Annotated in this window: 27 protein-coding genes and 1 riboswitch; of the genes, 11 read left to right on the forward strand and 16 right to left on the reverse strand. The window is 58.6% G+C overall.

The genetic code is table 11. The features are described 5' to 3' along the window. The first annotated feature begins 3 nt into the window (after positions 1-3). Together SynM161_RS07245 and SynM161_RS07250 are read left to right on the forward strand one after the other, a co-directional pair. Positions 4-225 (forward strand): DUF3721 domain-containing protein, encoded by a 222-nt coding sequence (locus SynM161_RS07245; protein WP_186540542.1) that lies wholly within the window; start codon positions 4-6, stop codon positions 223-225. Then, positions 222-506, forward strand: coding sequence for a hypothetical protein (locus SynM161_RS07250; RefSeq protein WP_186540544.1), 285 nt, complete (start codon positions 222-224; stop codon positions 504-506). Before SynM161_RS07245 ends, SynM161_RS07250 begins: the two co-directional genes overlap by 4 nt. Before the next feature lie 14 nt (positions 507-520). On the opposite strand, the gene SynM161_RS07255 is transcribed toward SynM161_RS07250, so the two are convergent. Then, positions 521-691: a conjugal transfer protein TrbI gene (locus SynM161_RS07255; protein WP_186540546.1), complete on the reverse strand. Its 171-nt coding sequence runs from the start codon at positions 689-691 to the stop codon at positions 521-523. Positions 692-1,683: 992 nt separating this feature from the next. Here SynM161_RS07255 and SynM161_RS12220 point away from each other — a divergent pair. Next, entirely contained in the window at positions 1,684-1,950 is a 267-nt protein-coding gene (locus SynM161_RS12220) for a helix-turn-helix domain-containing protein (RefSeq protein WP_370593138.1), read from the forward strand. Positions 1,951-2,341: 391 nt separating this feature from the next. Further along, positions 2,342-3,886 carry an iron uptake porin gene (locus SynM161_RS07265; RefSeq protein ID WP_186540550.1) on the forward strand — a complete coding sequence of 515 codons (1,545 nt, stop codon included), beginning with the start codon at positions 2,342-2,344 and terminating at the stop codon, positions 3,884-3,886. Between the two features lie 96 nt (positions 3,887-3,982). On the opposite strand, the gene SynM161_RS07270 is transcribed toward SynM161_RS07265, so the two are convergent. Further along, positions 3,983-4,213, reverse strand: a complete 231-nt coding sequence (locus SynM161_RS07270; RefSeq protein ID WP_186540552.1) for a hypothetical protein — start codon at positions 4,211-4,213, stop codon at positions 3,983-3,985. Between the two features lie 86 nt (positions 4,214-4,299). After that, positions 4,300-4,965 carry a Fe2+-dependent dioxygenase gene (locus tag SynM161_RS07275; protein WP_186540554.1) on the reverse strand — a complete coding sequence of 222 codons (666 nt, stop codon included), beginning with the start codon at positions 4,963-4,965 and terminating at the stop codon, positions 4,300-4,302. A 109-nt stretch (positions 4,966-5,074) separates the two neighbouring features. Here SynM161_RS07275 and SynM161_RS07280 point away from each other — a divergent pair, with 109 nt between their 5' ends. Together SynM161_RS07280 and SynM161_RS07285 are read left to right on the forward strand one after the other, a co-directional pair. Then, positions 5,075-6,094, forward strand: coding sequence for an extracellular solute-binding protein (locus tag SynM161_RS07280; RefSeq protein WP_370593038.1), 1,020 nt, complete (start codon positions 5,075-5,077; stop codon positions 6,092-6,094). A gap of 145 nt (positions 6,095-6,239) precedes the next feature. Beyond that, the gene (locus SynM161_RS07285) at positions 6,240-6,824 is read left to right on the forward strand and encodes a ferritin (protein WP_186542597.1); all 585 of its coding nucleotides are present in this window, start codon (positions 6,240-6,242) and stop codon (positions 6,822-6,824) included. A gap of 347 nt (positions 6,825-7,171) precedes the next feature. On the opposite strand, the gene SynM161_RS07290 is transcribed toward SynM161_RS07285, so the two are convergent. The 9 genes from SynM161_RS07290 to SynM161_RS07330 all read right to left on the reverse strand — a co-directional run bounded on the left by SynM161_RS07290 (position 7,172) and on the right by SynM161_RS07330 (position 16,299). Then, complete coding sequence (locus tag SynM161_RS07290; protein ID WP_115162219.1) at positions 7,172-7,720, reverse strand: Crp/Fnr family transcriptional regulator; 549 nt, start codon at positions 7,718-7,720, stop codon at positions 7,172-7,174. Positions 7,721-8,040: 320 nt separating this feature from the next. After that, positions 8,041-9,627: an iron uptake porin gene (locus SynM161_RS07295; RefSeq protein ID WP_186540556.1), complete on the reverse strand. Its 1,587-nt coding sequence runs from the start codon at positions 9,625-9,627 to the stop codon at positions 8,041-8,043. A 78-nt stretch (positions 9,628-9,705) separates the two neighbouring features. Continuing rightward, positions 9,706-10,338, reverse strand: coding sequence for a HupE/UreJ family protein (locus tag SynM161_RS07300; RefSeq protein WP_186540558.1), 633 nt, complete (start codon positions 10,336-10,338; stop codon positions 9,706-9,708). Positions 10,339-10,345: 7 nt separating this feature from the next. Next, positions 10,346-10,495: riboswitch (cobalamin riboswitch) on the reverse strand. A gap of 27 nt (positions 10,496-10,522) precedes the next feature. Continuing rightward, positions 10,523-10,774, reverse strand: coding sequence for a hypothetical protein (locus tag SynM161_RS07305; protein WP_115131945.1), 252 nt, complete (start codon positions 10,772-10,774; stop codon positions 10,523-10,525). Then, entirely contained in the window at positions 10,771-11,079 is a 309-nt protein-coding gene (locus SynM161_RS07310) for a hypothetical protein (RefSeq protein WP_114987787.1), read from the reverse strand. The genes SynM161_RS07305 and SynM161_RS07310 overlap by 4 nt, the downstream gene beginning before the upstream one ends. 34 nt (positions 11,080-11,113) lie before the next feature. Continuing rightward, positions 11,114-11,818, reverse strand: a complete 705-nt coding sequence (locus tag SynM161_RS07315; RefSeq protein ID WP_186540560.1) for a 16S rRNA (uracil(1498)-N(3))-methyltransferase — start codon at positions 11,816-11,818, stop codon at positions 11,114-11,116. An 81-nt stretch (positions 11,819-11,899) separates the two neighbouring features. Beyond that, on the reverse strand, positions 11,900-12,205 hold the full coding sequence (locus SynM161_RS07320; RefSeq protein WP_186540562.1) for a hypothetical protein: 306 nt from the start codon (positions 12,203-12,205) through the stop codon (positions 11,900-11,902). A gap of 118 nt (positions 12,206-12,323) precedes the next feature. Next, positions 12,324-12,608 carry a hypothetical protein gene (locus tag SynM161_RS07325; RefSeq protein WP_255441739.1) on the reverse strand — a complete coding sequence of 95 codons (285 nt, stop codon included), beginning with the start codon at positions 12,606-12,608 and terminating at the stop codon, positions 12,324-12,326. Positions 12,609-12,633: 25 nt separating this feature from the next. Next, entirely contained in the window at positions 12,634-16,299 is a 3,666-nt protein-coding gene (locus SynM161_RS07330) for a hydantoinase B/oxoprolinase family protein (protein WP_186540566.1), read from the reverse strand. A gap of 119 nt (positions 16,300-16,418) precedes the next feature. Between SynM161_RS07330 and SynM161_RS07335 the strand changes: the two genes are divergently transcribed. From SynM161_RS07335 to SynM161_RS07345, 3 genes are read left to right on the forward strand one after another with little or no spacing between them, the layout of a single operon-like run. Then, positions 16,419-17,375, forward strand: a complete 957-nt coding sequence (locus SynM161_RS07335) for a permease (protein ID WP_186540568.1) — start codon at positions 16,419-16,421, stop codon at positions 17,373-17,375. A 13-nt stretch (positions 17,376-17,388) separates the two neighbouring features. Further along, positions 17,389-18,042 (forward strand): TIGR03943 family protein, encoded by a 654-nt coding sequence (locus SynM161_RS07340; protein WP_186542598.1) that lies wholly within the window; start codon positions 17,389-17,391, stop codon positions 18,040-18,042. Then, positions 18,039-19,361, forward strand: a complete 1,323-nt coding sequence (locus tag SynM161_RS07345) for a hypothetical protein (RefSeq protein ID WP_186540570.1) — start codon at positions 18,039-18,041, stop codon at positions 19,359-19,361. Before SynM161_RS07340 ends, SynM161_RS07345 begins: the two co-directional genes overlap by 4 nt. 77 nt (positions 19,362-19,438) lie before the next feature. Here SynM161_RS07345 and SynM161_RS07350 read toward each other — a convergent pair whose 3' ends face one another. Both SynM161_RS07350 and SynM161_RS07355 read right to left on the reverse strand, forming a co-directional pair. Continuing rightward, on the reverse strand, positions 19,439-20,470 hold the full coding sequence (locus tag SynM161_RS07350) for a hypothetical protein (RefSeq protein ID WP_186540572.1): 1,032 nt from the start codon (positions 20,468-20,470) through the stop codon (positions 19,439-19,441). Positions 20,471-20,528: 58 nt separating this feature from the next. After that, positions 20,529-21,446, reverse strand: a complete 918-nt coding sequence (locus SynM161_RS07355; protein ID WP_186540574.1) for a metal ABC transporter substrate-binding protein — start codon at positions 21,444-21,446, stop codon at positions 20,529-20,531. Positions 21,447-21,551: 105 nt separating this feature from the next. On the opposite strand from SynM161_RS07355, the gene SynM161_RS07360 reads away from it, so the two are divergent. Together SynM161_RS07360 and SynM161_RS07365 are read left to right on the forward strand one after the other, a co-directional pair. Beyond that, positions 21,552-22,241 carry a metal ABC transporter ATP-binding protein gene (locus SynM161_RS07360; protein WP_186540576.1) on the forward strand — a complete coding sequence of 230 codons (690 nt, stop codon included), beginning with the start codon at positions 21,552-21,554 and terminating at the stop codon, positions 22,239-22,241. Beyond that, the gene (locus SynM161_RS07365; RefSeq protein WP_186540578.1) at positions 22,234-23,028 is read left to right on the forward strand and encodes a metal ABC transporter permease; all 795 of its coding nucleotides are present in this window, start codon (positions 22,234-22,236) and stop codon (positions 23,026-23,028) included. Before SynM161_RS07360 ends, SynM161_RS07365 begins: the two co-directional genes overlap by 8 nt. A gap of 15 nt (positions 23,029-23,043) precedes the next feature. Here SynM161_RS07365 and SynM161_RS12100 read toward each other — a convergent pair whose 3' ends face one another. Both SynM161_RS12100 and SynM161_RS07370 read right to left on the reverse strand, forming a co-directional pair. Further along, positions 23,044-23,169 (reverse strand): hypothetical protein, encoded by a 126-nt coding sequence (locus tag SynM161_RS12100; protein WP_255441740.1) that lies wholly within the window; start codon positions 23,167-23,169, stop codon positions 23,044-23,046. A 55-nt stretch (positions 23,170-23,224) separates the two neighbouring features. Further along, positions 23,225-23,458, reverse strand: a complete 234-nt coding sequence (locus tag SynM161_RS07370; RefSeq protein WP_186540580.1) for a hypothetical protein — start codon at positions 23,456-23,458, stop codon at positions 23,225-23,227. Positions 23,459-23,639 lie beyond the last annotated feature (181 nt).

Raw genomic sequence — 23,639 nt, forward strand, 5'->3', positions numbered from 1 at the left:
CCGATGCGCGCCATCCAACCCTTATCGGCTCTCAGCTTCGGCGTTTTGGCCCTGTTGGTGAACCAAACACCAGGGATGGCCCACGGCAAGGGGCTCTACGCCACTGAAGCCGAAGCCCGGCAGCGGGCAGCTGAAATCGGTTGCAGCAGCGTTCACGAAAACAACGACCGCTGGATGCCTTGCACTGATGAACGGGAACTCCACCAACAACTGCGCAAGCAATGAAAGCCTCCAGAACAACCAGCCGGCAGGCGCGGCGCATCCATCGCTGGCTTGTGCCGATCGCCGCAGCACCACTGCTGATCACCGCAGGAACCGGCTCCCTATACAGCCTGCTGCTGGAGCAGAACATTGATGCTTTCTGGCTGCTCAAACTGCACACAGGACAGTTCGGATGGCTCAACCTTCAGCCCGTGTACCCAATCCTGCTGGGAGCTCTCACCATTGTTGTGACCGTGTCTGGGCTGACGATGCTGCTCAGACCAGCCCGCACGACAGGGGGTTAATCACCCCGGTGGCCTCAGTCCGCGCAGGTGCAGCCGCAGGAGCCACTGCCATGGCAGGGCTCGTGATTGGGGTGACTAGTGGCACAGGCCTCTGAACAAAAACTCTGGCCATCGCGAACAACGGCTTGGGACGATTGCACCTCACAGGTGCAACGCGGACAGGCACAGGGCGTAACGGAAGCCATCACAACCAATCAACTCGCTGTTGTATAGGCCGAAAAAAGATGAGCCCAACACAAACACAGCATATCCACACACAATTCATGCGGAAGGATTGACAATGATTCTCACATCACACAGCGACCTATAAGCAAAGGGCCACTCCCAATAGCAGCAATGAAGAAGAAGAATTACAAGACAAACGCCAACAATCACAGCGCAATAGGCCAAATAGCACAAGCGGAAGCAATTAAATTCACTACGAATCAATCAGAAAGCAGAAAAATAACGAGAGCAGCGACTCAAAGCACATGAACAGTAATGATCAACTGAGAAGCAATACGCTGCGAGAAATCAATGCATGGTGCTACCGACGCGCATCTCACCTTTCACTCACAGGACACGACCAGGCAGCGCAAGCCCTAACGGAAGAGCACATGGAAGCACTCCAGAACGCTAAGCCCGAAGAGACGCTATGGGTCGAGAACTAACAGACATAGCCCCTTTATCGCGCCGGCGCAATGTGTCATATCTTATCTCAAAGAAAGCAAATATCACAAGAGCAGACAAAAGCAGCAAGCCACATCGTGCTATAAAAAACATGAAACACGCACAAAATCTTGAACAATCTGTTGATACATAGAAAAAAGATTTTAGCAAAAAAATTAAGCGCATCTTGGCGTAGCAAAAATCACAAGTCAGCACATCAATGAATACAGATAACGACTCCCGGCCTAAGAGAGGCAGACCAATATCCCTGAATCCGTCCGAAACAATCGGCCTAGAAAGGCCTCAAGCCGGAAAGAAAATAGAATTAATAGTCAAAAACGGAGTCATCCGGATTGCAGCGAAACAATTCAATAACGCAGAAGACATAACTTTAGCCTTTACATGCAAAACAGATGTTTTCAAATTCCAGTATCCAAAAAACCTAGAACTCTCGATAGAGGCCATAACAGACACAACATATACAGTTGAATCAACAAGCAAGACAGAACCCGACACAAGCGATGCAATTATGGACTGGATCATTCAACTGCATATTGTGAGGCATGAGACAAATCTAGAAAATCGACTGATAAAATTTTTTAGATTACTAATAACAAGACTAGGAAAGAGGACATCAGAAGGGCTACTACTAGAGCACACACTGTCTCATGCACGTATTGCTGAAATCGTTGGGTCTACGAGATCGACCGTATCAAGAACGATTAGTACTCTTAGGAAGACCCGTCAAATTTATATTGATGAGCTAAGGGGCCAGATCGTTCTACCCGTGAATTAATTAACGCCCACAACGACATGTTCCACCTTTCCACTTGGAGCATTTGGATTTCTTGCAACCCTTTTTCTTATTTATCGAAAGACGCTTTTCGGAAGACTCAGCCAAGATCCTAGACATTCATTTCAACAACAATACTGCTCATCTCTGGGTTAGAACCACCCTGGAGAAGCAACAAAAGACACAATCTCGTAAGTCATCTGATCAGAGTCAAGGAACCTCTGCATAAGATTTCGGGTACTCAGGGAGATACAAACAAACAGTAAGGGCCTAAATCAAAAGAACTCGCAGGCGTATAAAAAGCTACTTTGAAATGAAGTAAACGAGTAGCAGGCAAAACAGCGGAAGCGCAATATGGGGTCGCCCGTATGGGCTTTCCTGTGTGAGGAATCAAATGAAGCTTTTCCAGCAACTGCTGGTGGCTCCTGCCGCCCTTGGCCTTCTGGCCACCGGCGCCAATGCCGCCGAGCTGAACATCAACGGCGTTTCTGATTACGCGGCTTCCGCTGATCAGGTCACCAGCGTCACCCAGTTCTCCGACGTCTACCCCACCGACTGGGCTTATCAGGCTCTGGCTGGTCTGGTTGAGACCTACGGCTGCGTCGCCGGCTACCCCAATGGCACCTTCCGTGGCAACCGTGCCATGACCCGCTACGAAGCGGCTGCCCTGCTGAACGCTTGCCTCGACCGCGTCACCGAAGTGACCGACGAGCTGCGTCGCCTCATGGCTGAGTTCGAGACCGAGCTGGCCATCCTCAAGGGTCGCGTTGACGGCCTCGAGGCCCGCGTTGGCGAACTTGAAGCCACCCAGTTCTCCACCACCACCAAGCTGCGTGGTCAAGCTGACTTCTTTATGGGCGCCGTTAAATACGACGATCGTGATGAATGCAACGAGGAAGTAGCCGGAGCTTGCGAAAGCGACGGCTTCAACTTCTCTTACCGCTACACCCTGAATTTAGACACCTCCTTCACAGGTAAGGATCGGCTGTACACCCGTCTGCGCACGGGCAACATGAAGAACGTCTGGACGGAATCAGACTCATATCTGTCTGACGCCAAAAGTGGTGATAACACCCTGAAGGTGGACAAGCTCTGGTACAGCTTCCCCATCGGCAATGAGTTCAAGGTCACGGTTGGTCCTTTGATCGAGAACTACTACATGATCGAAACTCCAACCCGTTACAAGCCGATCCTCAAGGCCTTCAAACTGGGTGGATACGGTGCTGTCCTGGGTGCTAGCACCGGTCAGGGCTTTGGTGTGCAGTGGCGTCAGGATGTTGATCCTGGTGATGCAGCCTTCAACATTGCGGTCAACTATGTTGCCGATGGTGGTGATGGTGCCAAGAGCGAATCCAAAGAGGGGATGTTTGGTGAAGACACCGATGCTTACCTGCTGAGCCAAGTTGGCTACGGCAACCGTAAGTGGTATCTCTCAGCGCTTTATGCCCTGAAGAATGCACGCCAACCTGATGGGTCATCGACCGCTAAAGCAGCTATGGGTTATTCAACCCCCACTGCTAAGAACCTGGCTCACCCGCTGCACGCCGTCGGCCTGCGCGGCTACTGGTCACCTGAGGACGATGGATTCATTCCCACGATCAGCGCGGGTCTGGACTTCGGCTGGGCAGATAGTGAGTATTACGGCAATGCCGAGGCCGTAAAAGGATGGATGGTTGGCCTGAACTGGAAAAATGCCTTCATGGACGGCAACAAACTGGGACTGGGCTTCGGTTCCTATTCCAGCTACGCAACCGAAATTCGTGACCGGCCCAATGGCGGCGACCAAAACTTCGCCATCGAGGCTTACTACGACTTCGCTGTAACCGACAACATCACCATCACTCCTGCAGTGTTCTGGGTTGATGATGCCAAGGGCAAGGATCAAATTGATGGTGCCAACAAGTTTGGCGGCCTGGTCAAGACCACGTTCAAATTCTGATTACCAACATCAATCAAACAAATGGCGCCCTACGGGGCGTTTTTTGTGCAAAAAAATAGAGGGGCTAGCGCCCCTCAAACGACCTGAATCACGGATTCACCAGCAGTTCTCACCCTCACCAATGGGAACACAAACATCTTCTTGTTCAGCTTTTTTGAGAAGAGCCTCAGCCTCTTCATTCATCACACTGTCGTCATCGACAGCTTGATCCGTCGACCACTCCTTCAATCCGCCGCCATCTTGGGCCTGGACCACCGGTAAATCAGCTGAGGCCAACAGCAGAGATGAAGCAGCTAAAAACACAGTGACTGCAGAGGGTTTGGCCATGGTCGAACGCCAAAAAATCATTCTGATTAACGCTAGCGCCTAAGCAGCCACGAATGAGTCAGGTCAACGCATCATTTGAAACACCATCAATCCGAGAGCCGCCGCACGGCGTTGGTATAGGCCTGAAAAATGAGATCAAGCTCATCCGAACGTCCATGCTTGGCCAGCAATCCGCGCGCCCCAGCATCCAGATTGAACAGCAAGGAACGATCCTCAGCGGATTTCACATAGCTTTCGATCCAGCCGACACAGGCATAGCGCGTCCCCTGCGTCACTGGCGTAACGCAGTGCAATAAGGAGCTGGGGTACACAACCACCTCACCAGCAGAACAACGAAATTCTTCACCATGCTGCCCCATCTGCAATTGCAAAACTCCCCCTTGATAGGAGGGCGGCTCGCTTAAAAAAACAGTGAAGGAAAGATCGCGCCGGCCATAACGGGAAAACGGATTATCCACATGCCATCCATATCCATCGCCGGGTGCACAGCGGGAGATCAAGACACTGTGCACCTTGCGCATCAAAGTGAAACTCTTGATCAAAGGATCTGCTTTCAATGCGTTCGACACCGAGTTCGCCACCCGAATTGCCAAAGGGGATTCAGGATCAAGTTGATGGTTCTTTTTAACCGAAGCCGCTTGCTCTCCCGCCGTGAGTCTTCCATCCAGCCAAGGCAGGCCGGCAGCACTCAGTTGCTGATGAATGGAATCAACATCAGCCTGCAAAAGCAGTGGACGCACAAGATGATCCATCCGCAATGAGTGCAAAACCTTTGCACCACCCTAGGCAGCCGACCAAATGATACGAAAACATCGCACAAACTGACTCAGTGAGATCACATCCAAGACCTATGATGGTGAGATGAAGAGTAAAGCCATGATGAAGGTTCTCGCTGGACTCTGCCTCGTCGCTCCACTGTTTGGATGCGCCGCTGTTGGTGCGCAGGAAGTTCGAGTTTATTCAGGCCGCCACTACAACACTGACCGACAGGTTTTTAAACGTTTCAGCGAGAAAACAGGGATCAAAGTCCGCCTGATTGAAGCCACCGGAATCTCTCTGGTGGAACGGCTCAAGCGAGAGGGAAGCAACTCCAAGGCAGACGTGATTCTGTTGGTGGATGCTGCGCGCATCAACGATGCAGCCAATGCAGGATTGCTACAGCCGGTTCAGAGCAACACACTGAAAGCGAACATCCCCGAGCGCTATCGGGATCCATCCAACCGGTGGTTCGGATTAACAAGGCGCGTGCGGTCAATCATCATCCACCCCAAGCTTGTTGACCCCTCCACGATCAGCAGCTACAACGATCTCGGCAAACCGGAACTGAAAGGAAAGCTTTGCCTACGCAAGCGAAAAAATGTCTACAACCAATCCCTTGTTGCTGACCAAATTGTCTTGAAGGGTCAAGCCGGAGCAACAGCCTGGGTCAGGTCAATGGTGGGCAATGTCAAGCAGCCCTTCTTCTCCGGAGATACATCTCTCATTCGTGCTGTTGGCCAGGGGAAATGTGGCGTTGGCGTTGTGAATCACTACTACCTGGCACGCATGCAAGCCGGAGACAATGGCAAGGGTGATCAGGAGCTGGCAAAGAATGTGAAATTGATCATGCCCAATCCAGCACACGTGAACATCAGTGCAGCGGGCATTGCCACCTCAGCCCAAAACAAACGGGAAGCGCTGAAATTGATTGAATTCCTCTCATCTCGGAATGGGAGCAAGACGCTTGCTGGACCAACCCACGAATACCCGCTAAAAAGTCAGGGCTCCTCAACCGTGCTGAAACAGTACGGACGATTTACCCCCGACAATGTGTCCATCAGCGCGATCGGTGCCAACCAAAAGAAAGCGATTCAAGTGATGGCGCAAGCTGGCTGGCGTTAAAAGCAACTTTTGATTTATTTGCAGGAGAAAGTTCTAAGATCGACTGTTTATTGATAATGAGTCTCATTTAACTTGGTGCAAATGACACGCCAAGCGTGCATTTCAATCCCCCGGTATGTATCGTTTAAACATCAGCGGGAAAAAAATGTTTGCAACATCTAATTCAAGTCCCTCATCTTCGATTGTTTGCGGTCCAGCCGGTCGAGCAATTGCTGAAGCAATTGATACTGATCTGCTGAATGCCATCCAAGCCCATCTCAATATGGAGAGGCAAGCCCATGCCTCCTATTTCGCGGCAGCAATCTGGTTTGCTGAACGGGAGTTGAGAGGATTTTCCCGATTCTTCCGAGATGAATCCAACAGCGAGCATGTACATGCTGCAAAATTCGCGGAATACATCATTACTCGAGGGCAAAGCGTTGCACTACAAGTGGTCGAAGCCCCCCTGCAGAGCTGGGCATCTCCTGCAGATGTGATGGCAACAGCATTTCAAATGGAGGTTGATGTCACAGCTTCGTTGCAACAGCTGTATTCCATGGCAGAGAGAGTGAACGACACGCGTACCACAGTGTTTCTCGACCCGATGGTGGAAATGCAAACCCAGTCAGAACATGAATTCGCGCACCTTCTTGGACGCGTGAAGTTTGCAGACAATCAAGCTGCAGCTTTATTACTCATCGACAATGAGCTTGATCAAGGAAATAACAAGCCTGCGTCTCTTCAAGAATAGAAGAGATTAAACGAAAGAAATTCGATGACATACAAGACCACAAATACTTTCTAACTTTATTCAGTGCATCCAACATGTCATTTGAATAGTATTAAAACACCTTCGGAGCATTTCTTCAAGCAATAACCTTTGAATCGAATGCGGTTTTGAATAGCAATTAATTTCCGGCAATATAGATTTTATCGACAAACATCGGTAGTGGTAGAAAGATATCTCCGCAAGAAGTCGTTCTACTAATCCCTGATCCTGGCATCGTTGAATTGATCGAGTGGCACATTGCATACGCCGCCAAATCCAATCAACTTCGCTGCAAAGGTCACCAAGTAAACCGAGCGAATTCACAACTTTCAGAATTGGAGTGGTGAAGAATCGATGAGCTCAGGTGAAATTCGCATGCTGACATCTCCAGATGCCATAGCCACCAAACCCGCTTGACGCCATTTGGAGAGGAGACGTGTTGTGGTTACCCGTGTAGCACCAATCAGCTCACCAAAGCGATCATGAGTGAGACGGAAAGGAAGCTGATAACAATCGCTGCAACGGACGCCTAGACGGTTCACCAAAAGAGCCAAAAGAGCGTGAAGACGCTGCTCTGCCTGACCGAGATGGCGGACTCGCAGAAGCTGCAATGTCCATTCGTTCACTGCATCAAGACCCAGCTCATCCGTTGAGACAGCATCACGCCGAAATTTCAAGGCGGTAAGGGCCTCGATGCACACGCCATCACTGCAGAGACGATCGGTGCGCAGGCGATCGCCCGACTGCAAAAACGCCAGGGTCATTCCCTCCGTTTCTTCGCAGGGGCAATACACGCGGCACACCCCTTCAATCACCTCAAGAACCGTGGCCTGATCACGCCCGGATGGATCAATCAGCACCGTCTGCGAGCGGGGCATGCTCAACGGAGCAATCGGATTGTCCGGCAGGAAGCGGTAGGCGGACGCGGTCACGGATTATCGCGATTGAGAATTACTCGCAACAGTACAGATCTCTTGTCGATATTGCAAGTCATTCTCAATAAGGCCCCTGATTTGAGATCTTTTCTCAACTGCGGTCGACACCTGCTCGTTGGCGTGCAGCAGCAGGGCGCGGAGCAACTGGGCATCCCCTTGAATCCGAAGCATTGGCGTGGTGACGGGCTGCCACCACGTTCAACGGGGCCTTCAACACGAGGTTGATCCGTTGCAACCGCGCGACGTCGCGATTGATTCACGGCTCAGAACACAAATGTCGTTTTGATCAGGCCGCCCAGTTGCTGGAAGGTTGAACCATTCGGTGTGAACCCACCCATCGGACGCGACAGATAGAACAGCGCCGGGGTGACGCCGATGTTGTCGGTCACTTGAAACTGATACCACCACTCCCAGATGAACTGACCATCAGCAGGGGTGTCGCCACCTCGCAGATCGGTCGCAAACACGGGCTGGCCGACAGCCATTCCGGCGTTGTTCCCCGCCATCAACACATCGTTCCACTGCAGCCCAGCCCTCCAGGACTGACTGGTCCTCACCTGGCCTTCGCGCTGGGTGTCGGACTGATTGATGCCCCAACCGAGTGACAGCGATGGAAGCCAGCCGCTCTCCAATGGCTGCCAGAAACCACCCAGTGCATAGGCGTGAGTCACGCCCCGATCACTGAAGCGATCCTTGACGAAGGGCGTGGCGTAGACGATCAGGTCTTGACCGTTTTGAACCTTGGAATACAGGGCAGCAACGCCCCAGTTGTCACCCTCCCAACCCAGCTGCAAAGTGCCGGTGCCTCCCGCCTCGTCGGTGGCGAAACCACCGGTACGGGTGTCGCTTGATGCACCATTGGCCGCCACATAGTTGGCCGACGCGCGGGCTCCGCTTTCCGCAGCCCAGCTGATGCCCACGCCTGCACCTTTGTTTTTGTTGTAGCCCCCCGGCGCTCCATTCACCGTGAGCACATCGAGAATCGGGTCACTGGGATAGACGCTCGGCCAGATCGCGAGCATGTCTTCCTGACCAACAATCGGGCCGGTGGTGATGGTGATCTCATCCCCCAACGGGAAGGAATAGAAGAGCTTGTCGATCGCCACCAGATTGGGGCGATCACCCTCCTGAAACGCAGTTTCCAGGGTGGCCAGACCCGACGGACCACCACTGCCGAAAACGTTGCCGTCTCCATCGAAATTGCCGCCACGCAACACCGTGGTCAATTGATCCTTGCCGGTGAAGGAGGTCGCCAACCCCAGCTGAAGGTCGTAATTGAATACCGTTCCGCCGAACTCGGAATTGCTGTCCGAACGCAGCCGGGATGCGGACCCTTTGAAGCGGCTGGCTCCGAACACCCAGGAGGCTTGTCCTTTGAGTTTGGTGGTGGTGGAGAACTGGGTGGCTTCCAGTTCGCCCACGCGGGCCTCGAGGCCGTCAACGCGACCCTTGAGGATGGCGAGCTCGGTTTCGAATTCCTTGAGCAGGCGACGCAGCTCGTCGGTCACTTCAGTGATCCGCTCGAGGCAAGCGTTCAGCAGGGCAGCCGCTTCGTAGCGGGTCATGGCCCGGTTGCCACGGAAGCTGCCGTTGGGGTAACCGGCGACGCAGCCGTAGGTCTCCACCAGGTTGGCCAGAGCCTGATAGGCCCAGTCGGTGGGGACAACGTCGGCGAACTGGGTGACGCTGGTGACCTGATCAAGGCTGTTGCCAATGGCAGTAGCCGCGTAATCAGAAACGCCGTTGATGTTCAGCTCGGTGGCTTGGGCTGCTGGGCTGTTGACAACAGCCAACGGGGCGATCAGGCCAAGGGCGGCAGGAGCCACCAGCAGTTGCCGAACAAGCGTCATGGGTAAAGAGCGATGTGCCCATGACGCAACATCGGTTTCTGAGCGTCAAGCCATCTGGGCAAGACGCAACAAGAGGTTTCAGTCGATCAGGGCCACCCAGGCAAAGGCCATGCCGATGCCCATCCAGATGCCGGCACCAAGCCGTTGCCCCTGGGAGCCGAGGCGCTCAACCAGAGACTTGGACCAGTTGCTCACCACCAGCAGCAGTGCGCCTTGGCCAATCAGCAGGCCCAGGAAATAGGTGAACAGCGGGGTGGGTTCCGCACCGACGATGGTGCTGCCGAGCAGAAAACCATGCAGGGCCACCAGCGGCAGCAACCAACGGGTGGAGGCCACGGTGAGAGCCATCAAACCCTCCATCACCAGGCTGAGGGAGACCATGGCCTCCGCCCAGGGAGCCACGGCATCCGGCAGGGGAATGAACTGCGACAGAACACTGCCGCCCAGGCCAGCAGCCAGCAGAGGAATCACCCAGGCGCGGGGACGTTGCAGGCCGATGAAGGCGATGGCCAGCAGAAACAGGAGATGGTCAGGACCCAGCAGCGGGTGACCAATGCCACTGAGCAATCCCTGCAGGGGGGTGAGGGCAGCGCTGTCGCCCATGCCAAAGGGGTGGTGGGCGAACGCCGGACTGGCCAGGAGAAGAACGGCCAGAAGCGAAGGGCCGGCGATCTGCAGCGGCCTGCGCAGGGCCAGAGGCAAAGAATTCAAAAGTCGATCCTCGTCGGTTTGATCTGGCGGGCGTTCTGACTGACGTGGGCGGAGGGCCGACGTTTCACAGCTGCGGGACAGCGGCAGATTTTCACTGCTCTTTCCCCGTTTCCTTCAGCGGCTGTTCCCCGCTGAAACCAGCACACCACCCTACCGGCGCTTGGCCGTCGCGCCTGACCAACAATCATTCGGCCTGTGGCGGTGCATCGGCAAGGTCGGTGGTGTGGAAATTCCAGCGATCACCGTCTTCCAGCCAGAGCTCCCAGGCCAGGCGACGGCCGCTCCGTTTGAGTCGCAGCTGGCCGCCAAAACCCGCTGGAGAGGGCTGATAGAGCTCGGTGATGTCGTCAACAGGGGCTCCATCCCGGGTGAACACCTGCTCCACCTGCTCACCCAGCCGAGCCGTCAGGTCGCTGCGCAGCTCATCAACCGTCACGCCGGCTGACTCGAGAAATCGAGCACCAGATCGCCGACGTCATCCCGGCTGATCTGAAATCCGAAGCCATCAACGGTGCCGGTCCACAGGCCCGCATCTAGATCCGCCTCGATTCCCTCCAGCTGCTCCACCTTGTGATCAAAGAGCAGGCCGAAGCAATGGGCGGCGACCTGCGCGGCCTGGGACGCATCCATTTCATCGAGTTCGTGGGCTTCCACCGGACACCCATCGAGCAGTTCGGCATCGATGACGTTGCCGGACCCGACGTCCTCCACAAGAGCTTGCAAGCCAGCCAGATCGTTCATTGCCGTCGCCGTTGAAGCAACACACGCAACACCATCATCCCTGGGCCAGAGCGGTGGTGAGGGCCGTGTCCACGCTCAATGTGCGCGATCCCAGATGCACGGGCTGCGCGATCACCGCCTGGGCCAACTCCAGTTCAAACGGAACAAAACCGCCCTCCGGCCCCACCATCACCACAGCGGCCCCCGCTGGGGTGTCGCGCAAGGGAAGGGAGGCCCCCATCTGGGCCATCCAGCAGGGCCGTCCGGCACAAAGCCCCTTGAGCTGGTCTTCGACAAAGGGTCGAAAGCGCCTGTGCTGATGCACCCGGGGCGCCACCGTGTCGCTGGCGCGCTCCATCCCGGCCAGCAGGGCATCGTGCAACTTCTCGGGTGCGAGCAAAGGCGACTGCCAATAGCTCTTTTCAACCCGGGCACAGTTGATCAGGTGAAGGTTGGCCACGCCGTATTCGGCCACGGTGCGGAATAGACGGCGCAGCACCTTGGGCCTCGGCAAGGCCAGAACAATGTCGAACCGATGGCGGGGCGGCGGTGGCTGGTTGAGGTCCACCTCCAGCACCACGGCATCAGCATCCAGGGCACAGATGCGGCCCTGACCCAGATCACCATTCAGCTCACCAACCCGGATGCTGTCGCCAACCGCAGCCCGTAGCACCGAACGGATGTGATCGGCCCGCCGATCCACAAGACGAACCCTCCGTTCATCCAGCCAATCCGAACGGTTGAGAACAACGATGTTCATGGCTGGATCTCAGGGATCAACAGAACGCCGTCACCAACAGATCAGTCAGTTCAGCACAACCATCCCCACGGCCAACAATCCTCAGCAGTGTTCGAACACCCCGGGGATCAACTCCTGCTCGCGGCGCGCCTGAAACTCAGCGTCGGCAGCACGCAGCGCCGCAGGATCGTCCTGGAACCAGCAGCCATAAAGGAGATTCAGGATCCGATCAACATCGAGATCACGATCAGCCACGTCCTGCCAGAGGCGTTGGCTTAATTCAGCATCAGCCAGCTGAAATTGAGCCTGGGCCAGGCGTCGGGCTGCGTCGAAATGGGCCTGTTGCAACTGCCGCGACGGGGAGTCGTACTGAAGCAACCGTCCCTGGATCGTTTGAAGCAAACCCATGCCATCAGCTTTGCTGCATTCAGATTGAATCCGCAGATGCCGATCGACAATGGGTCGTCATGCTGGTTTTCAAACAGCAGCCCCAAAGCCGATCAGGAAAGATCGATCAAAGGCTCGATCAACACTGATCAAATCCCCGCAGGATTCGGTCCTGCAAGGCAGCGTGATTGAGGCCTGGACGATGCAATTGCAAGACCGGAAGAAGATCAAGCACAAGATTGTTGGCCCGGCGGGATTCAACGCAAACGCCAACGCGATCCCCCACGGAACGGGCCAGACGGATCTGATCCATCACCAGCTGCAACTGGAAAATCTGCTGGTCGAGGCTTCTGGCATGGGCAGCCCCGTTGAGGCTGCAGCCCAGCAGCACGCTCAACCACCAACCCTGTGATCGCATCGGCATCACACCACCAGAAGGCATCCCCTCCTCAACGTCCCATGCCGCCTCCCCCTGGGGTGAGCATGCGAATGGCCTCGCCCGCCTGGAGCTCCAGCTGCACGGCACCGGGCAGGGGATGGGCCACCCCCTCACGGTCCAGCCGCAGGTTCTCGCCACAGGCACCACTGGCCCCACCGTTGAGACCGAACGGGGCCACCTGCCGCGAGCCACTGATCAGCGACACACTCATCGGCTCGAGGAAGCGGATCGTCCGCTCCAAGCCGTCGCCCCCGGGCCACAAGCCCTGGCCGCCACTGCCGGAGCGCACCGCGAAGGATTCCAAGCGCACCGGATAACGGCTCTCCAGCACCTCGGGATCCGTCAGCCGCGAGTTGGTCATGTGCGATTGAAGCCCCACCGATCCAGCAAAACCCTCACCCGCGCCGCCACCCCCGGCCACCGTTTCGTAGTACTGGCAGCGGCCATTGCCGAAGCTGAGGTTGTTCATCGTTCCCTGGCCAGCCGCCTGGGCGCCGAAAGCCGCAAACAGCAGATTGCAGAGGGCTTGAGACACCTCCACGTTGCCGGCCACCACAGCGGCGGGGGTCCGCGGATTCAACAGACAGCCCTCCGGCACCACCAGATCGAGCGGCGCGAAACAGCCCTCGTTCAAGGGGATGTCGCTGTCGAGGAGACAACGGATCACGTACAGCACAGCCGCCCGGGTCACTGCCAGGGGGGCATTGAAATTGCCCGGCCGTTGGGGCGATGTTCCGCTGAAATCCAAACGCAACCGTTGGCGTTTGGGATCAAGGCTCACCTGCACCACCAGACAGGAGCCGTCATCCAGGGCCAGCTGATGCCGGGCGTCCGTCAGGCGCAACAGCAGCCGCTGAACACTGCGGGCTGCGTCCTGCTGCAGCAGGGTCATCTGCCGTTGCACCAGGGTCTGCCCCTCCCGCTTCACGAGGGATTGCAGCGCCACAATCCCCGCCTGATTGGCCGCCACCTGCGCCTGTAGATCGGCCAGCAGTTCCGGAGGGTTGCGGGGCGGCGTCGCCATGCCGCTCCACACCGCTTCCAAATCAGCGGCGAGAACCCGGCCCTGATGCACGAACAGCTGGTTGCGCAGCAGCAGGCCCTCATCGGCAATGGTGCGACTGAAGGACGGCATCGACCCGGGAGCGATGCCACCCACATCGGCGTGATGGCCACGGCTGGCCACAAAGAAGCTGGGCTGATCCCCATCGCAGAACACCGGCGAGATGGCGGTGATGTCAGGAAGGTGGGTGCCGCCATGGAAAGGGTCATTGCTGAGTAGCGTGTCGCCGGGCTGCAGCGGTGCGACATCACCAATCGCCACCTGGGCCAGCAGGTCGCGAACGCTGTCGCCCATTGATCCGAGGTGCACCGGAATGTGGGGGGCATTGGCCACCAGGGCCCCAGTGGCATCAAACAACGCACAGGAGAAATCCAAGCGCTCGCGGATGTTCACGGAGCGACTGCTCTGCCGCAGCTGTTCCCCCATCTGTTCAGCGATCGCCATGAAGCGGTGACGAAACAGTTCCGCCTGCAACGGGTCGTGGGCACCGGCCTGGGCCAGCAGCAGTGATCCGTCTGCGGGATGCGAGCGCTCCAGCAACAGCGTGCCCCCCTCAGCCACCCTGGCCTGCCAGCCCGGCTCCAGCACCGTGCAGCCCGTGGCTTCGGCGATCAGGGCCGGGCCTGCAAGCCGCTGATTCAGCCGCAGGGCAGCGCGGTTCAGCAACGGCACCTGCGTCCAACCGCTCGACTCCAGGTGCATCGACACCTGCGGCGATGGCTGCACCTCTGGCGTTGGTTCGGCCTTCTCAGCTGCGGCTGTTGCTGTAGCTGTGGCTGTGGCTGTGGTTGTGGCGTCGAACTGTTGGGGAGCCGTGACCTCAACATTGAGCTGTTCGACGATGAGGGCCTGATCGGCATCAATGCAGTAGCCGTAGCGTTGCTGATGGCTCGACTGGAAGGCCGAGATCACGGCATCAACGCCTTGCTCGGCGACCCAAGGGAGCACCAGGGTCTGCTCGGCAGAGGGATAACGCAGAGCCAGGCTGACCCAGACCTCCGGCTCCCCCGCCTCGGCATCAGCACCATCCCCCTGGCGATGCAACATCTCCCTTGCTTCAGCCATCAGTAGCTCCACCTGATCCGGCAGGGCCGCCAACAGCTCGGTCGAGAGGGCAGTGCCGAGATGCACCTGCCGCCGGCAGCGCTGGCGGGCCTGACCCATGCCAAAGGCGGAGAGAACGCCGGCCATGGGATGCAACAGCACCGTGTTCAGCCCCAGTTCGTCCGCCAGGCGACAAGCGTGCTGACCACCAGCCCCCCCGTAGGCCACCAACACCCCGCCGCGAATGTCCTCACCGCGATGCAACGAGACCCGGCGAATGGCCGCGGCCATGGTTTCCACCGCCAGTTGCAACGCCCCGGATGCAACCCGCTCCGGGGTCTGCCCCAGCGCTGCCGCGAGCTCCGCGAAGCGATGCCGCACCACCGCCACATCCGGTGGTAGATCCCCGGACGGTCCGAACACCGCCGGGAAGCGGTCCACCTGCAGCCGCCCCAGCAGCAGGTTGGCGTCGGTGATAGTGAGCGGTCCGCCGGCGCGATAACAGGCCGGGCCCGGTTGCGCTCCAGCGGAGCGTGGCCCCACCCGCAACCGCTCCCCCTGGAGCTCCAGCACTGATCCGCCACCGGCCGCCACGGTTTCAATCGGCAGCCGTGGGGCCAGCAACTGCAAACCGGCAATCTCGGTCTGCTCCTTCACTTGCCGCAAAGCCTGCGCATCGGCGCAAGCCACACAGAACACATCCGTCGACGTTCCCCCCATGTCGAAGCCGAGCACGGGCACCCCGTCAAAGCCGGCCATCCGCGCCGCGGCGATCGCCCCAACCATCCCCGCCGCCGGCCCCGAAAGGATGGTGTCTTTGGCCTGCAGCCTGTCTGGAGCCTGCAACGCTCCGCTGGAGGTCATCACCCGCAGGGGCGTGGCGGCACCCAACGCCCCCTGCACCTGTTGCAGGTAGCCATCCAGCACCGGATGCACGGCCCCCTCCACCAGGGCCGTCTGCCCCCGCGGCACCAGGCGGGGCATCACACTCACCTCGTGGGAGCAGACCACGGTGCGAAAGCCAAGTTCCCGCAGCAATGCAGCACAGCGCTGCTCATGGGCTGGGTTGCGCTGGGCATGCAACAACGCCACCACGGCGACGTCCAGGCCGGAACGGCGCAGCTCCTCAAGACGCAACCGCAGCGGCTGATCCAGCACCAGAGGCTCCACCTCCTCACCCCGGGCATCGAGCCGACCGGTCAGCTCCAGCACCATTTGCGCCAGGAAGGGGCGCTGGAGCTGCTCAAGCGCGAACAGATCATCGCGATGTTGATCGCCGATCCACAGTTGATCCCTCAGCCCGGCATTGGTGAGCAGCAGCACAGGAGAACCAGCCCCCTCCAGCAGCGCATTGGTGGCCACGGTGGTGCCGAGACGCACGTCGTCGACGTCCCCCAGATCCACGGGCGGTGAAGCCGACGCCAACATCGCTTCCATGGCCGACACCGCAGGGTCTCCAGCACCGGCCTGCTCCGAGAGCACCTTGCGCACGTGCAGCTGGCCTTCTGGATCGCGACCGATCAGATCGGTGAAGGTGCCACCGCGATCAATCCAGAAGCACCACCCCATCTCAGGCCCTGGCCAACGTCGTCCCAGCCTGCCGCCCAGGCCGATCAACAAACCATGTCGACGCTCCCCGATGGGCGAGTTGAACTGAGAACGTTGAGAAGCAACTGCCGCCCGAACGCTTGGACAAGCTCGCCACGGCCTGGGCGATCTTTCAGGGGTTACTGCTGGAAGCCGTTCCTTTTCTGCTGCTCGGCGTTGCCATCGCAGGACTGGCCCGATGGGCCGTGCCACCGGGTGCCTGGATCGAGCGGCTCCCCAAGAATCCAGTGCTGGCACCGATCATCGGGGCCCTGATGGGTTTTGCACTTCCGGCCTGCGAATGCGGCAACGTCCCTGTCGCTCGCCGTCTGCTGGCCAGCGGTGCACCGATGGGCACGGCCTTCGGCTTTCTGTTTGCAGCTCCGGTGCTGAATCCCATCGTGCTGGCCAGCACCTGGGCCGCGTTTCCCGATCAGCCCTGGCTGCTGGTGGCACGGCCATTGGGGGCCTTTCTGCTGGCGATCTTGCTGAGTTTGTTGCTGGTGCAACTGCCCGAGACGCAGCTCCTGGCCGCTGCGCTTCTGGAGGAACGCCGCATGAGCCAGCCCCTCAGCAACCTTGGGCTGCTGCAGCGCAGCAGTGGTGTGATCGGCGGATCACCCAGCCCCCCCAGATCCATGAACGGCAGGCGCCTCAAGGCCTGGCAGGTGCTGGATCAGAGCTGCCGCGAATTTCTCGATCTGCTGGCTCTGCTGGTGCTGGGGTGCGTGATTGCGGCCCTGGTGCAGACCTGGCTACCGCGCAGTTGGCTGTTAGCCGTGGGGGGCGCGCCGACGGCATCAATCCTGGCCTTGATGCTGCTGGCGGTGGTGGTGTCGGTCTGCTCAAGCGTGGATGCCTTTCTTGCCCTGGGCTTTGCCGCTCAGATCACCCCCGGAGCCCTGCTGGCCTTCCTGTTGCTGGGGCCCGTTGTGGACCTCAAACTCGCGGGCCTGTTCACCGTGCTGATACGGCCAAGGGCAATCCTGATCACGGCGATCGGTGCCAGTCTTGGCGTGCTGCTGATCGGTCAGTGGATCAACCTGTGGCTGCTGTGAGGGGCCGGTTGTGCTGAAGCGCGGAACCCTGCTGCTGCTCTGGGGCCTAACGCTGTTGTGGAGCTTCCACAGCGGACGCCTCGATCTGCTGCTTCGCGGGGTCTTCCATGGCCTGGTGGGGGTCACCGGCCTGGTCTTGCTGATGCTGGGCGTGGCCGTTCTTCTGAAAAGAGAGAAGCAAGAAGAACGCTGGCGCTGGCCCTGGCTGCTCAGCGGCGTGATGGCTGCGCTGGTGCTGGTCCTTCCGCCGAGTCCCTCCTTCAGCGATCTGGCCAGCAACCGCCCCCAGGGCCTGCCCGATCCACCGGAATTGGCCTTTGTTTTACCCCCCGAACAACGCAGCCTCACGGAATGGGTGCGCTTGCTGCGCAGCCAGCCCGATCCCGACCTTGTGGCCGGCAATCCTGTGCGCATCAGCGGTTTTGTCTGGAGGCAACCCCAGGGCCCACCGCTGATCGCCCGGCTCACGGTGCGCTGTTGCCTGGCCGATGCCACACCCGCTGGCCTGGCCGTGGAGTGGCCGGAGTCGTTCATCCCTCAAACCAACCAGTGGTTGGCCATTGAGGGAACGATGAGCGTGCAAACGCGGAAGGAACGGCGCATCCCCGTCGTGATTCCCCAAAACATCACGCCGATTGCCAGGCCCGAGCGGCCCCTGGAACCATGACGCGGCGGCCCTTGCTGCTGATGCTGATGGCCTGCGCCGCAGTTCTGGCGCAGCAACAGCTGCTGTTGCGACAGCCTCCGCGGCTGCTGCGCCTGGTGCCCCAGCTGGTGCAAAGCGGCAGCGCGGCCATGGATCTGCAGTTCAGTCGCCCGATGGATCGGCCCCAGGTCAGCGAGGCCACTCGAATCACTCCAGCCGTGCCCCATCAGTGGCTGGGGGAGACGACAGCACTGCGGATGGTGATTGATGCGGATGTCGTGCTCACGGCTCCGCTCGAGCTATCGATCGCAGGGGAGGACCAGCGCGGGCTGCAGCTGGGGCAGCAGCAATGGTGGTGGGACCCGAGACCCTGGCTGATCGCAACACGGCCCGTGCCGGGAGGTGAGCAGGTTCAACTGCAGACGCGATCGGGGGCGTGGACGCCGATCAGTCGGATCTGGCCCGCCATCCCCAGCGTCGTCCCCCTTGGGAATGGCCGGGGCATTGCCCTGGTGGGACGCGATCAGAACGGCACCGAACAGGTGTGGTGGGACCAACTGACACCCCGCAGCACCGCCAACCGCCGGGCGGCCTTGGGGCCACCAACGCTGAGCCGCACGGAACCACTGTTGAAAGGCGAGGTGCTCTTCGCCCATCTCAGCAGCAACCTCAATGGTGATCTGCTGGTGCAGAGCGGTGGGTTCCAGCCGGGCAGTGACCAGGCCCTGTTGCTGCAGGCCGATGGCAAACGCAAGGCTCTGGCCCTGAAACCCTCCGGCCCGATGCAGTTGCTGCCGGCGGGAGGGGGCGTGGTGATGCCCACCAGCAACGGCCTGAGCCTCCGCCCCTTGCAAGCAACCGAGCAAAAGCCGCAGATGCTGCCGGGCAGCCGGGAGCTGGGGGCCTTCTGCGGTGCCTCAGGACGTGCCGTGTTGATCCGGCACTGGCCGGATTACAGGCGCTCGATCGAGCTGGTGGTTCCAGGGCAGGCACCAAAGCAACTGCACCTCGGTGATCAGGCGGTGCTGGGGGTGGTCTGCGACAACCGCGGCAAACGGATCTGGGCTGTGCTCGGGCGCTGGGAGCAGCAACGGGGCAATCACGAACTGGTGCTGATCAGCGACGCGGGAGAACTGACACAACGCAGGGCCCTGGAGCCGTGGACGCTCAAGGCGGGCAGCCCCATCCAGTGGAACCCGGTGACCAACCAGCTGTTGATGACGCTGACGCGAGCGAAGCAAACCCATGCCCGTGCCGGCCTGATCGATGGCGACAGCTTGAAAATCATCAAGGTGATCAACACACCCATCAGCGAAGCCCAGTGGCTGAATGCGGGCTAAACGACAAACGCTGAGCAACAAAAAAGGAGGGCAATGCTGCCCTCCCGATCAAACAAAGTTCAAGCGATTGTTGAAACTTAGAAGGTAAATGTCACGCCAGTGCCGACATGGTGCTGCCAACCTTCACCCCAGCCCGATGCATCTTCCCAGGTGTAAACATGCTGCCAGTGCAGAAACAGCGTCGCATCACCAACGGGTACCGAAAGTTCGATTTCACCAGCGTAATCCGTGCGCGAATCCAACCCTGCGTAGCTGCCTGGAACATAAAAGCTAGGGCCAGCTTCAATCATCAAAGAGATTTCATCACCACCAAATGTGAAGCCCAGACCCACACGAGGATCGGTGTAGTTGCCCACATACATCCCATCGGATTCCCAACCCTGACGGTGATCCACCGACAGATAAACACCATTCACCAGATCCTCGATGCCATCGCCAAGGGCGAAATTCACATCTCCATCACCCAAAGCCCAGATCGCCTTGGCGCCGAGCTCATTCTTCAAGCCCTGAATGTCCTCACCCTGGTCTTTGGTGACGTAGTAGGGGTTCCAGGACAGCTCAAAACTTAAGCGGTCGTTAGGTGCATATCGGGCCTGGAGGAAGCCCTTGATGTCGGTGCGCTTGAAGTCGGTGTCATGGCCGTGGTCGTCATGACCTTTGTGATCGCCATGATCGTCGTCATGGTCGTCTTCGTGATCATCGTGGTCGCCATGATCTTCATCATGGTCGTCGTGATGATCATGGTCCTTTTGATCATCATCATGGTCATCGTCGTGATCATCGACGTGAACCTTGCCGTAGAAGTGCTCAGCCTCTCCCCAAACCAAAGCGGGGCCAATGGCAGCTTCGATTGCAAACGAGCCGCCATTGCCCAGGCCCCACTCGAAAACGCCACCAAAAAGACCATCGAGGGCGTAATGCCTTGGCTGATCTTCGAGATTGTTGTCGAAACCGCCATGGCCCTCGATGGTGAGAATGGGCGTGAAGTCGAAATCACCAGCTTCAAGGGCTTCACCCGATCCACCATGGGAGCCATGGGCTTCGGCAGGTGAAATGGAAGCGAACGGGCTCAACAGAAGAGCCAGCAGGGCAAGGCGTGAACGGAACATGAGACGAGACGGAAGAAATAAGAAGAGAGAAGAGGAGAGAAGAGGACGAAGCGTTAAGTCACCGGATCGATGACCACTGCGCGTTCAAAGCATTGGCTCCAGCGGTGTCACAGGAACCGCCCTGGCCCTTGACGATCGTGCAGACGTTGAGGGTCGCCGTCGAAACAGCATTCCGACCAGCAGCAATGCCCTCCCCATACAGCGGTGTGGACGCAATCGGTAATCCCGTGGCCTTGCTGATGCGCCTCAGGGTTTTGTTGGGAGTGGCCGCAGGGGAAAAGATGGTTTTCGCACCGGATGCTTTCACCTCCTGAGTGATTGATTTGAGGCTGGAAGGCCGCAAAACGCCACCGGTGGTGTGGCTGTCCAACATCGCGATCTCAACAAGTCCAAAGCGATCAGCGAGATGGCTGTAGGTCCTGTGATCAGTCACCAGGACCCGCTGCGCTGAAGACAAAGATCCGAACTGCTTGGCTTCCCAGCTCTGAAGTGCATTGAAGACAGCCACAGCCCGCGCTGTGCGTTGCTGCAAGGCCGCACGATCGTTGGCCGCCAGCACGGGGGACAAAGAGCGGGAGATGACCCGCACCATCGCAGCGGAATTGGCCGGATCGTGCCAGACGTGGGGGTCGCCGCCGCCATAGGACGGCAGAGCGACTTCACCAACCGCCACCACTGTTCCTGGTGACTTGAGCTTTCTGGCGGAAGGGGTCAACCCAAAACCGATGTGCAAGACCAGATCGCTTTTGGCGATCTGGCTGCGATCACTGGGCTTCAAGCGATAGGAATGGGGATCACCACCAGGAGGGATCAGGCAGGTGACTGAGGCGGCACCGGCAGCCAGGGTCTTGGTGAGGTCGCACAGCGTGCCGTCGACGGCCACCACCACAGGTTGTGCCGCATGGGCGGGAACAACGGCCGCACCAAGGGCAAGGACAACACCAACACCCGCTGATCGAGCCAGGAAAGCACGCATGACCACCTAGGTGAGAATGATTATCATTTTGCTGAGCACTTGGTCCCTTGCCAACATGGGGTGTGCAAAACATCAAGAGGCCCACATCCGGCCACTGAAGAGTTGATGAGCCAATCGTCGTGCGTGCTGAGCACAACCGAGCTGTGCTTCAGCTACGGGGGTCGCAAGACCGTTGACCGCGTCAACCTGCAGCTTCAAGCAGGGACGCTATCGGCGCTGGTGGGTCCCAACGGAGCCGGAAAGTCAACGCTGTTGCACCTGCTCGAAGGCCGACTGAAACCCAGCCAGGGAACGGTCAACTCCAGCAAGCCCATCGGCCTGATGCCCCAGCGGGCCGCCATTGATTGGTCGTTTCCGATCACCGCCCGCGACGTGGTGCAGCTGGGGGCGCCCAGAAAGGGCAAAGCCACAGCAGCGGACTACTGCGATCAGCTGCTGGAGCGGGTCGGCATGGGAGCCATGGGATCTCAACGCCTCAACCAGCTCTCCGGCGGCCAGCAACAACGCGTCTTGCTGGCCAGAGCGTTGATGCAGCAGACCGAGATCCTGCTGCTGGACGAACCCTGCAGCGCCATCGATCCACCAACGCGTGAGCACCTGCTCAAGGTGATGCGGGATCAGGCGGAAGCCGGCCAGACGCTGCTGGTGAGCAGCCACGATTGGGGCAGTGCCCTCGACAGCTACGACCAGGTGGTGGTCATGGATGGCCAAATCCTGGCCAACGGATCACCCGACACGGTCCGCGAAAAACTGAGCGATCTGACTTGCATGATGGGGAGTTCCTGCTGTGGCTGAGCCCGACATCTGGTGGCTTCTGCCACTCACGATCTCGCTGCTGATCGGAGCCATCTGTCCGGCCACGGGAGCGTTGCTGATCACCCAACGCCGGGTGTTGCTGGCCAACCTGATGGCCCATTCCGTTCTGCCCGGCTTGGTGATCGCCCTGGCCATCGGCATCGAGCCAAGCATCGGAGGCCTGATCAGTGGACTGCTGGGCGCCCTGGTGGCTGAACGCCTGAACCGGCGCTTCAAGGGCAGGGAAGAAGGCGCCATGAACGCCGTGCTGGCGGGCTTCACGGCCCTGGGCGTGCTGTTGGTTCCCTTGCTGGATGCCCGGGTGGACCTGGAAACGATCCTGTTCGGCGACCTGCTTGCCGCCAACACAACAGATCTGCTGCGAACAGCGCTTTCAACCTGCGCTCTGATCGCGATGGTGGTGTGGGGCTACCGCGACCTGGTGTTCGTTGGCATCGACCCTGAGGGAGCAGCCATCGCCAAACGACCGGTGCTCCTGATCCGGCTGATCTGCAGCCTGATCACCGCCCTGGTGGTGATCAGCGCCATCACTGCCGTGGGGGTGATTCTGGTGATTGGCCTGCTGTGCGCTCCGGTGCTGATGCACGTGGAGCGCAGCCGAAGCCTGAAGGAACTCATGCTGCGCAGCGCGAGCACGGGGCTGCTTCTGTGTGGTGGCGGAATGATGCTGGCGATTGCTGTTGACCTGCCACCGGGCCCACTGATCGGAACACTGTGCTTGGCGCTTCTGTTCACCTACAGGGTCAACACTGCAGAGCAACAGTGATAAGAGAAGCCTTCTTTACGGCTTTTGCTTCAGGAACATCCGATCCAGGCGGCGCCGCATTCTCCGCATCAATGTGCGTTCCTGCTCCAGGCGGAAGGTGCGCCGGAAGGCCAGGAACAACACGGTCAGCGTTGAGGCCATCCCCACGCTGAACAGGGCAATCAAACTTGCATCATTCATGGCTCCATTCACCCCACTACTGAACAACGGCGAACCAACCACCAGCCAGGGCTGCAATCAAGCCACAGGCGAGGGCTTGAAGCACAAATTGGCCTGAATCTTTCTTCTCCCAACGATCAATGGCCTTCGATGCCGTCACAAACGGTTCTTTGTTCCTGATCAACTTATCGATGAAGCGCTCGATGAACTGATCATCGAGGTCAAGCCGCCGCAGCTTGGAACGAATCTGGTTGAGCTCAAACTGATTCATGGCTCAAAACACCGAAACTTTGCAGCCTGTTCATCATTGAAGGGCTGTTCCTCGAAACACAATATTGAATGGCCGAAAATTTTAGCGAGGCTATTCCCTCAGTGTGACCCTTTGGCGCAAGAAAGAAAGATGCTGCTGACTGAATCGATCCAAAGCTGATCAATGAACAGCACGTTGAACA

The sequence above is a fragment of the Synechococcus sp. M16.1 genome (assembly GCF_014279895.1).
GTDB lineage: Bacteria > Cyanobacteriota > Cyanobacteriia > PCC-6307 > Cyanobiaceae > Parasynechococcus.

Coding starts and splice junctions, on each gene's coding strand:
- SynM161_RS07245 (WP_186540542.1), top strand. CDS start 4: ATGCGCGCCATCCAACCCTTATCGGCTCTCAGCTTCGGCGTTTTGGCC.
- SynM161_RS07250 (WP_186540544.1), top strand. CDS start 222: ATGAAAGCCTCCAGAACAACCAGCCGGCAGGCGCGGCGCATCCATCGC.
- SynM161_RS07255 (WP_186540546.1), bottom strand. CDS start 691: ATGGCTTCCGTTACGCCCTGTGCCTGTCCGCGTTGCACCTGTGAGGTG.
- SynM161_RS12220 (WP_370593138.1), top strand. CDS start 1,684: ATGGACTGGATCATTCAACTGCATATTGTGAGGCATGAGACAAATCTA.
- SynM161_RS07265 (WP_186540550.1), top strand. CDS start 2,342: ATGAAGCTTTTCCAGCAACTGCTGGTGGCTCCTGCCGCCCTTGGCCTT.
- SynM161_RS07270 (WP_186540552.1), bottom strand. CDS start 4,213: ATGGCCAAACCCTCTGCAGTCACTGTGTTTTTAGCTGCTTCATCTCTG.
- SynM161_RS07275 (WP_186540554.1), bottom strand. CDS start 4,965: ATGGATCATCTTGTGCGTCCACTGCTTTTGCAGGCTGATGTTGATTCC.
- SynM161_RS07280 (WP_370593038.1), top strand. CDS start 5,075: ATGAAGAGTAAAGCCATGATGAAGGTTCTCGCTGGACTCTGCCTCGTC.
- SynM161_RS07285 (WP_186542597.1), top strand. CDS start 6,240: ATGTTTGCAACATCTAATTCAAGTCCCTCATCTTCGATTGTTTGCGGT.
- SynM161_RS07290 (WP_115162219.1), bottom strand. CDS start 7,720: ATGCCCCGCTCGCAGACGGTGCTGATTGATCCATCCGGGCGTGATCAG.
- SynM161_RS07295 (WP_186540556.1), bottom strand. CDS start 9,627: ATGACGCTTGTTCGGCAACTGCTGGTGGCTCCTGCCGCCCTTGGCCTG.
- SynM161_RS07310 (WP_114987787.1), bottom strand. CDS start 11,079: ATGAACGATCTGGCTGGCTTGCAAGCTCTTGTGGAGGACGTCGGGTCC.
- SynM161_RS07315 (WP_186540560.1), bottom strand. CDS start 11,818: ATGAACATCGTTGTTCTCAACCGTTCGGATTGGCTGGATGAACGGAGG.
- SynM161_RS07320 (WP_186540562.1), bottom strand. CDS start 12,205: ATGGGTTTGCTTCAAACGATCCAGGGACGGTTGCTTCAGTACGACTCC.
- SynM161_RS07325 (WP_255441739.1), bottom strand. CDS start 12,608: ATGCCGATGCGATCACAGGGTTGGTGGTTGAGCGTGCTGCTGGGCTGC.
- SynM161_RS07330 (WP_186540566.1), bottom strand. CDS start 16,299: ATGGGGTGGTGCTTCTGGATTGATCGCGGTGGCACCTTCACCGATCTG.
- SynM161_RS07345 (WP_186540570.1), top strand. CDS start 18,039: ATGACGCGGCGGCCCTTGCTGCTGATGCTGATGGCCTGCGCCGCAGTT.
- SynM161_RS07350 (WP_186540572.1), bottom strand. CDS start 20,470: ATGTTCCGTTCACGCCTTGCCCTGCTGGCTCTTCTGTTGAGCCCGTTC.
- SynM161_RS07355 (WP_186540574.1), bottom strand. CDS start 21,446: ATGCGTGCTTTCCTGGCTCGATCAGCGGGTGTTGGTGTTGTCCTTGCC.
- SynM161_RS07360 (WP_186540576.1), top strand. CDS start 21,552: ATGAGCCAATCGTCGTGCGTGCTGAGCACAACCGAGCTGTGCTTCAGC.
- SynM161_RS12100 (WP_255441740.1), bottom strand. CDS start 23,169: ATGGCCTCAACGCTGACCGTGTTGTTCCTGGCCTTCCGGCGCACCTTC.
- SynM161_RS07370 (WP_186540580.1), bottom strand. CDS start 23,458: ATGAATCAGTTTGAGCTCAACCAGATTCGTTCCAAGCTGCGGCGGCTT.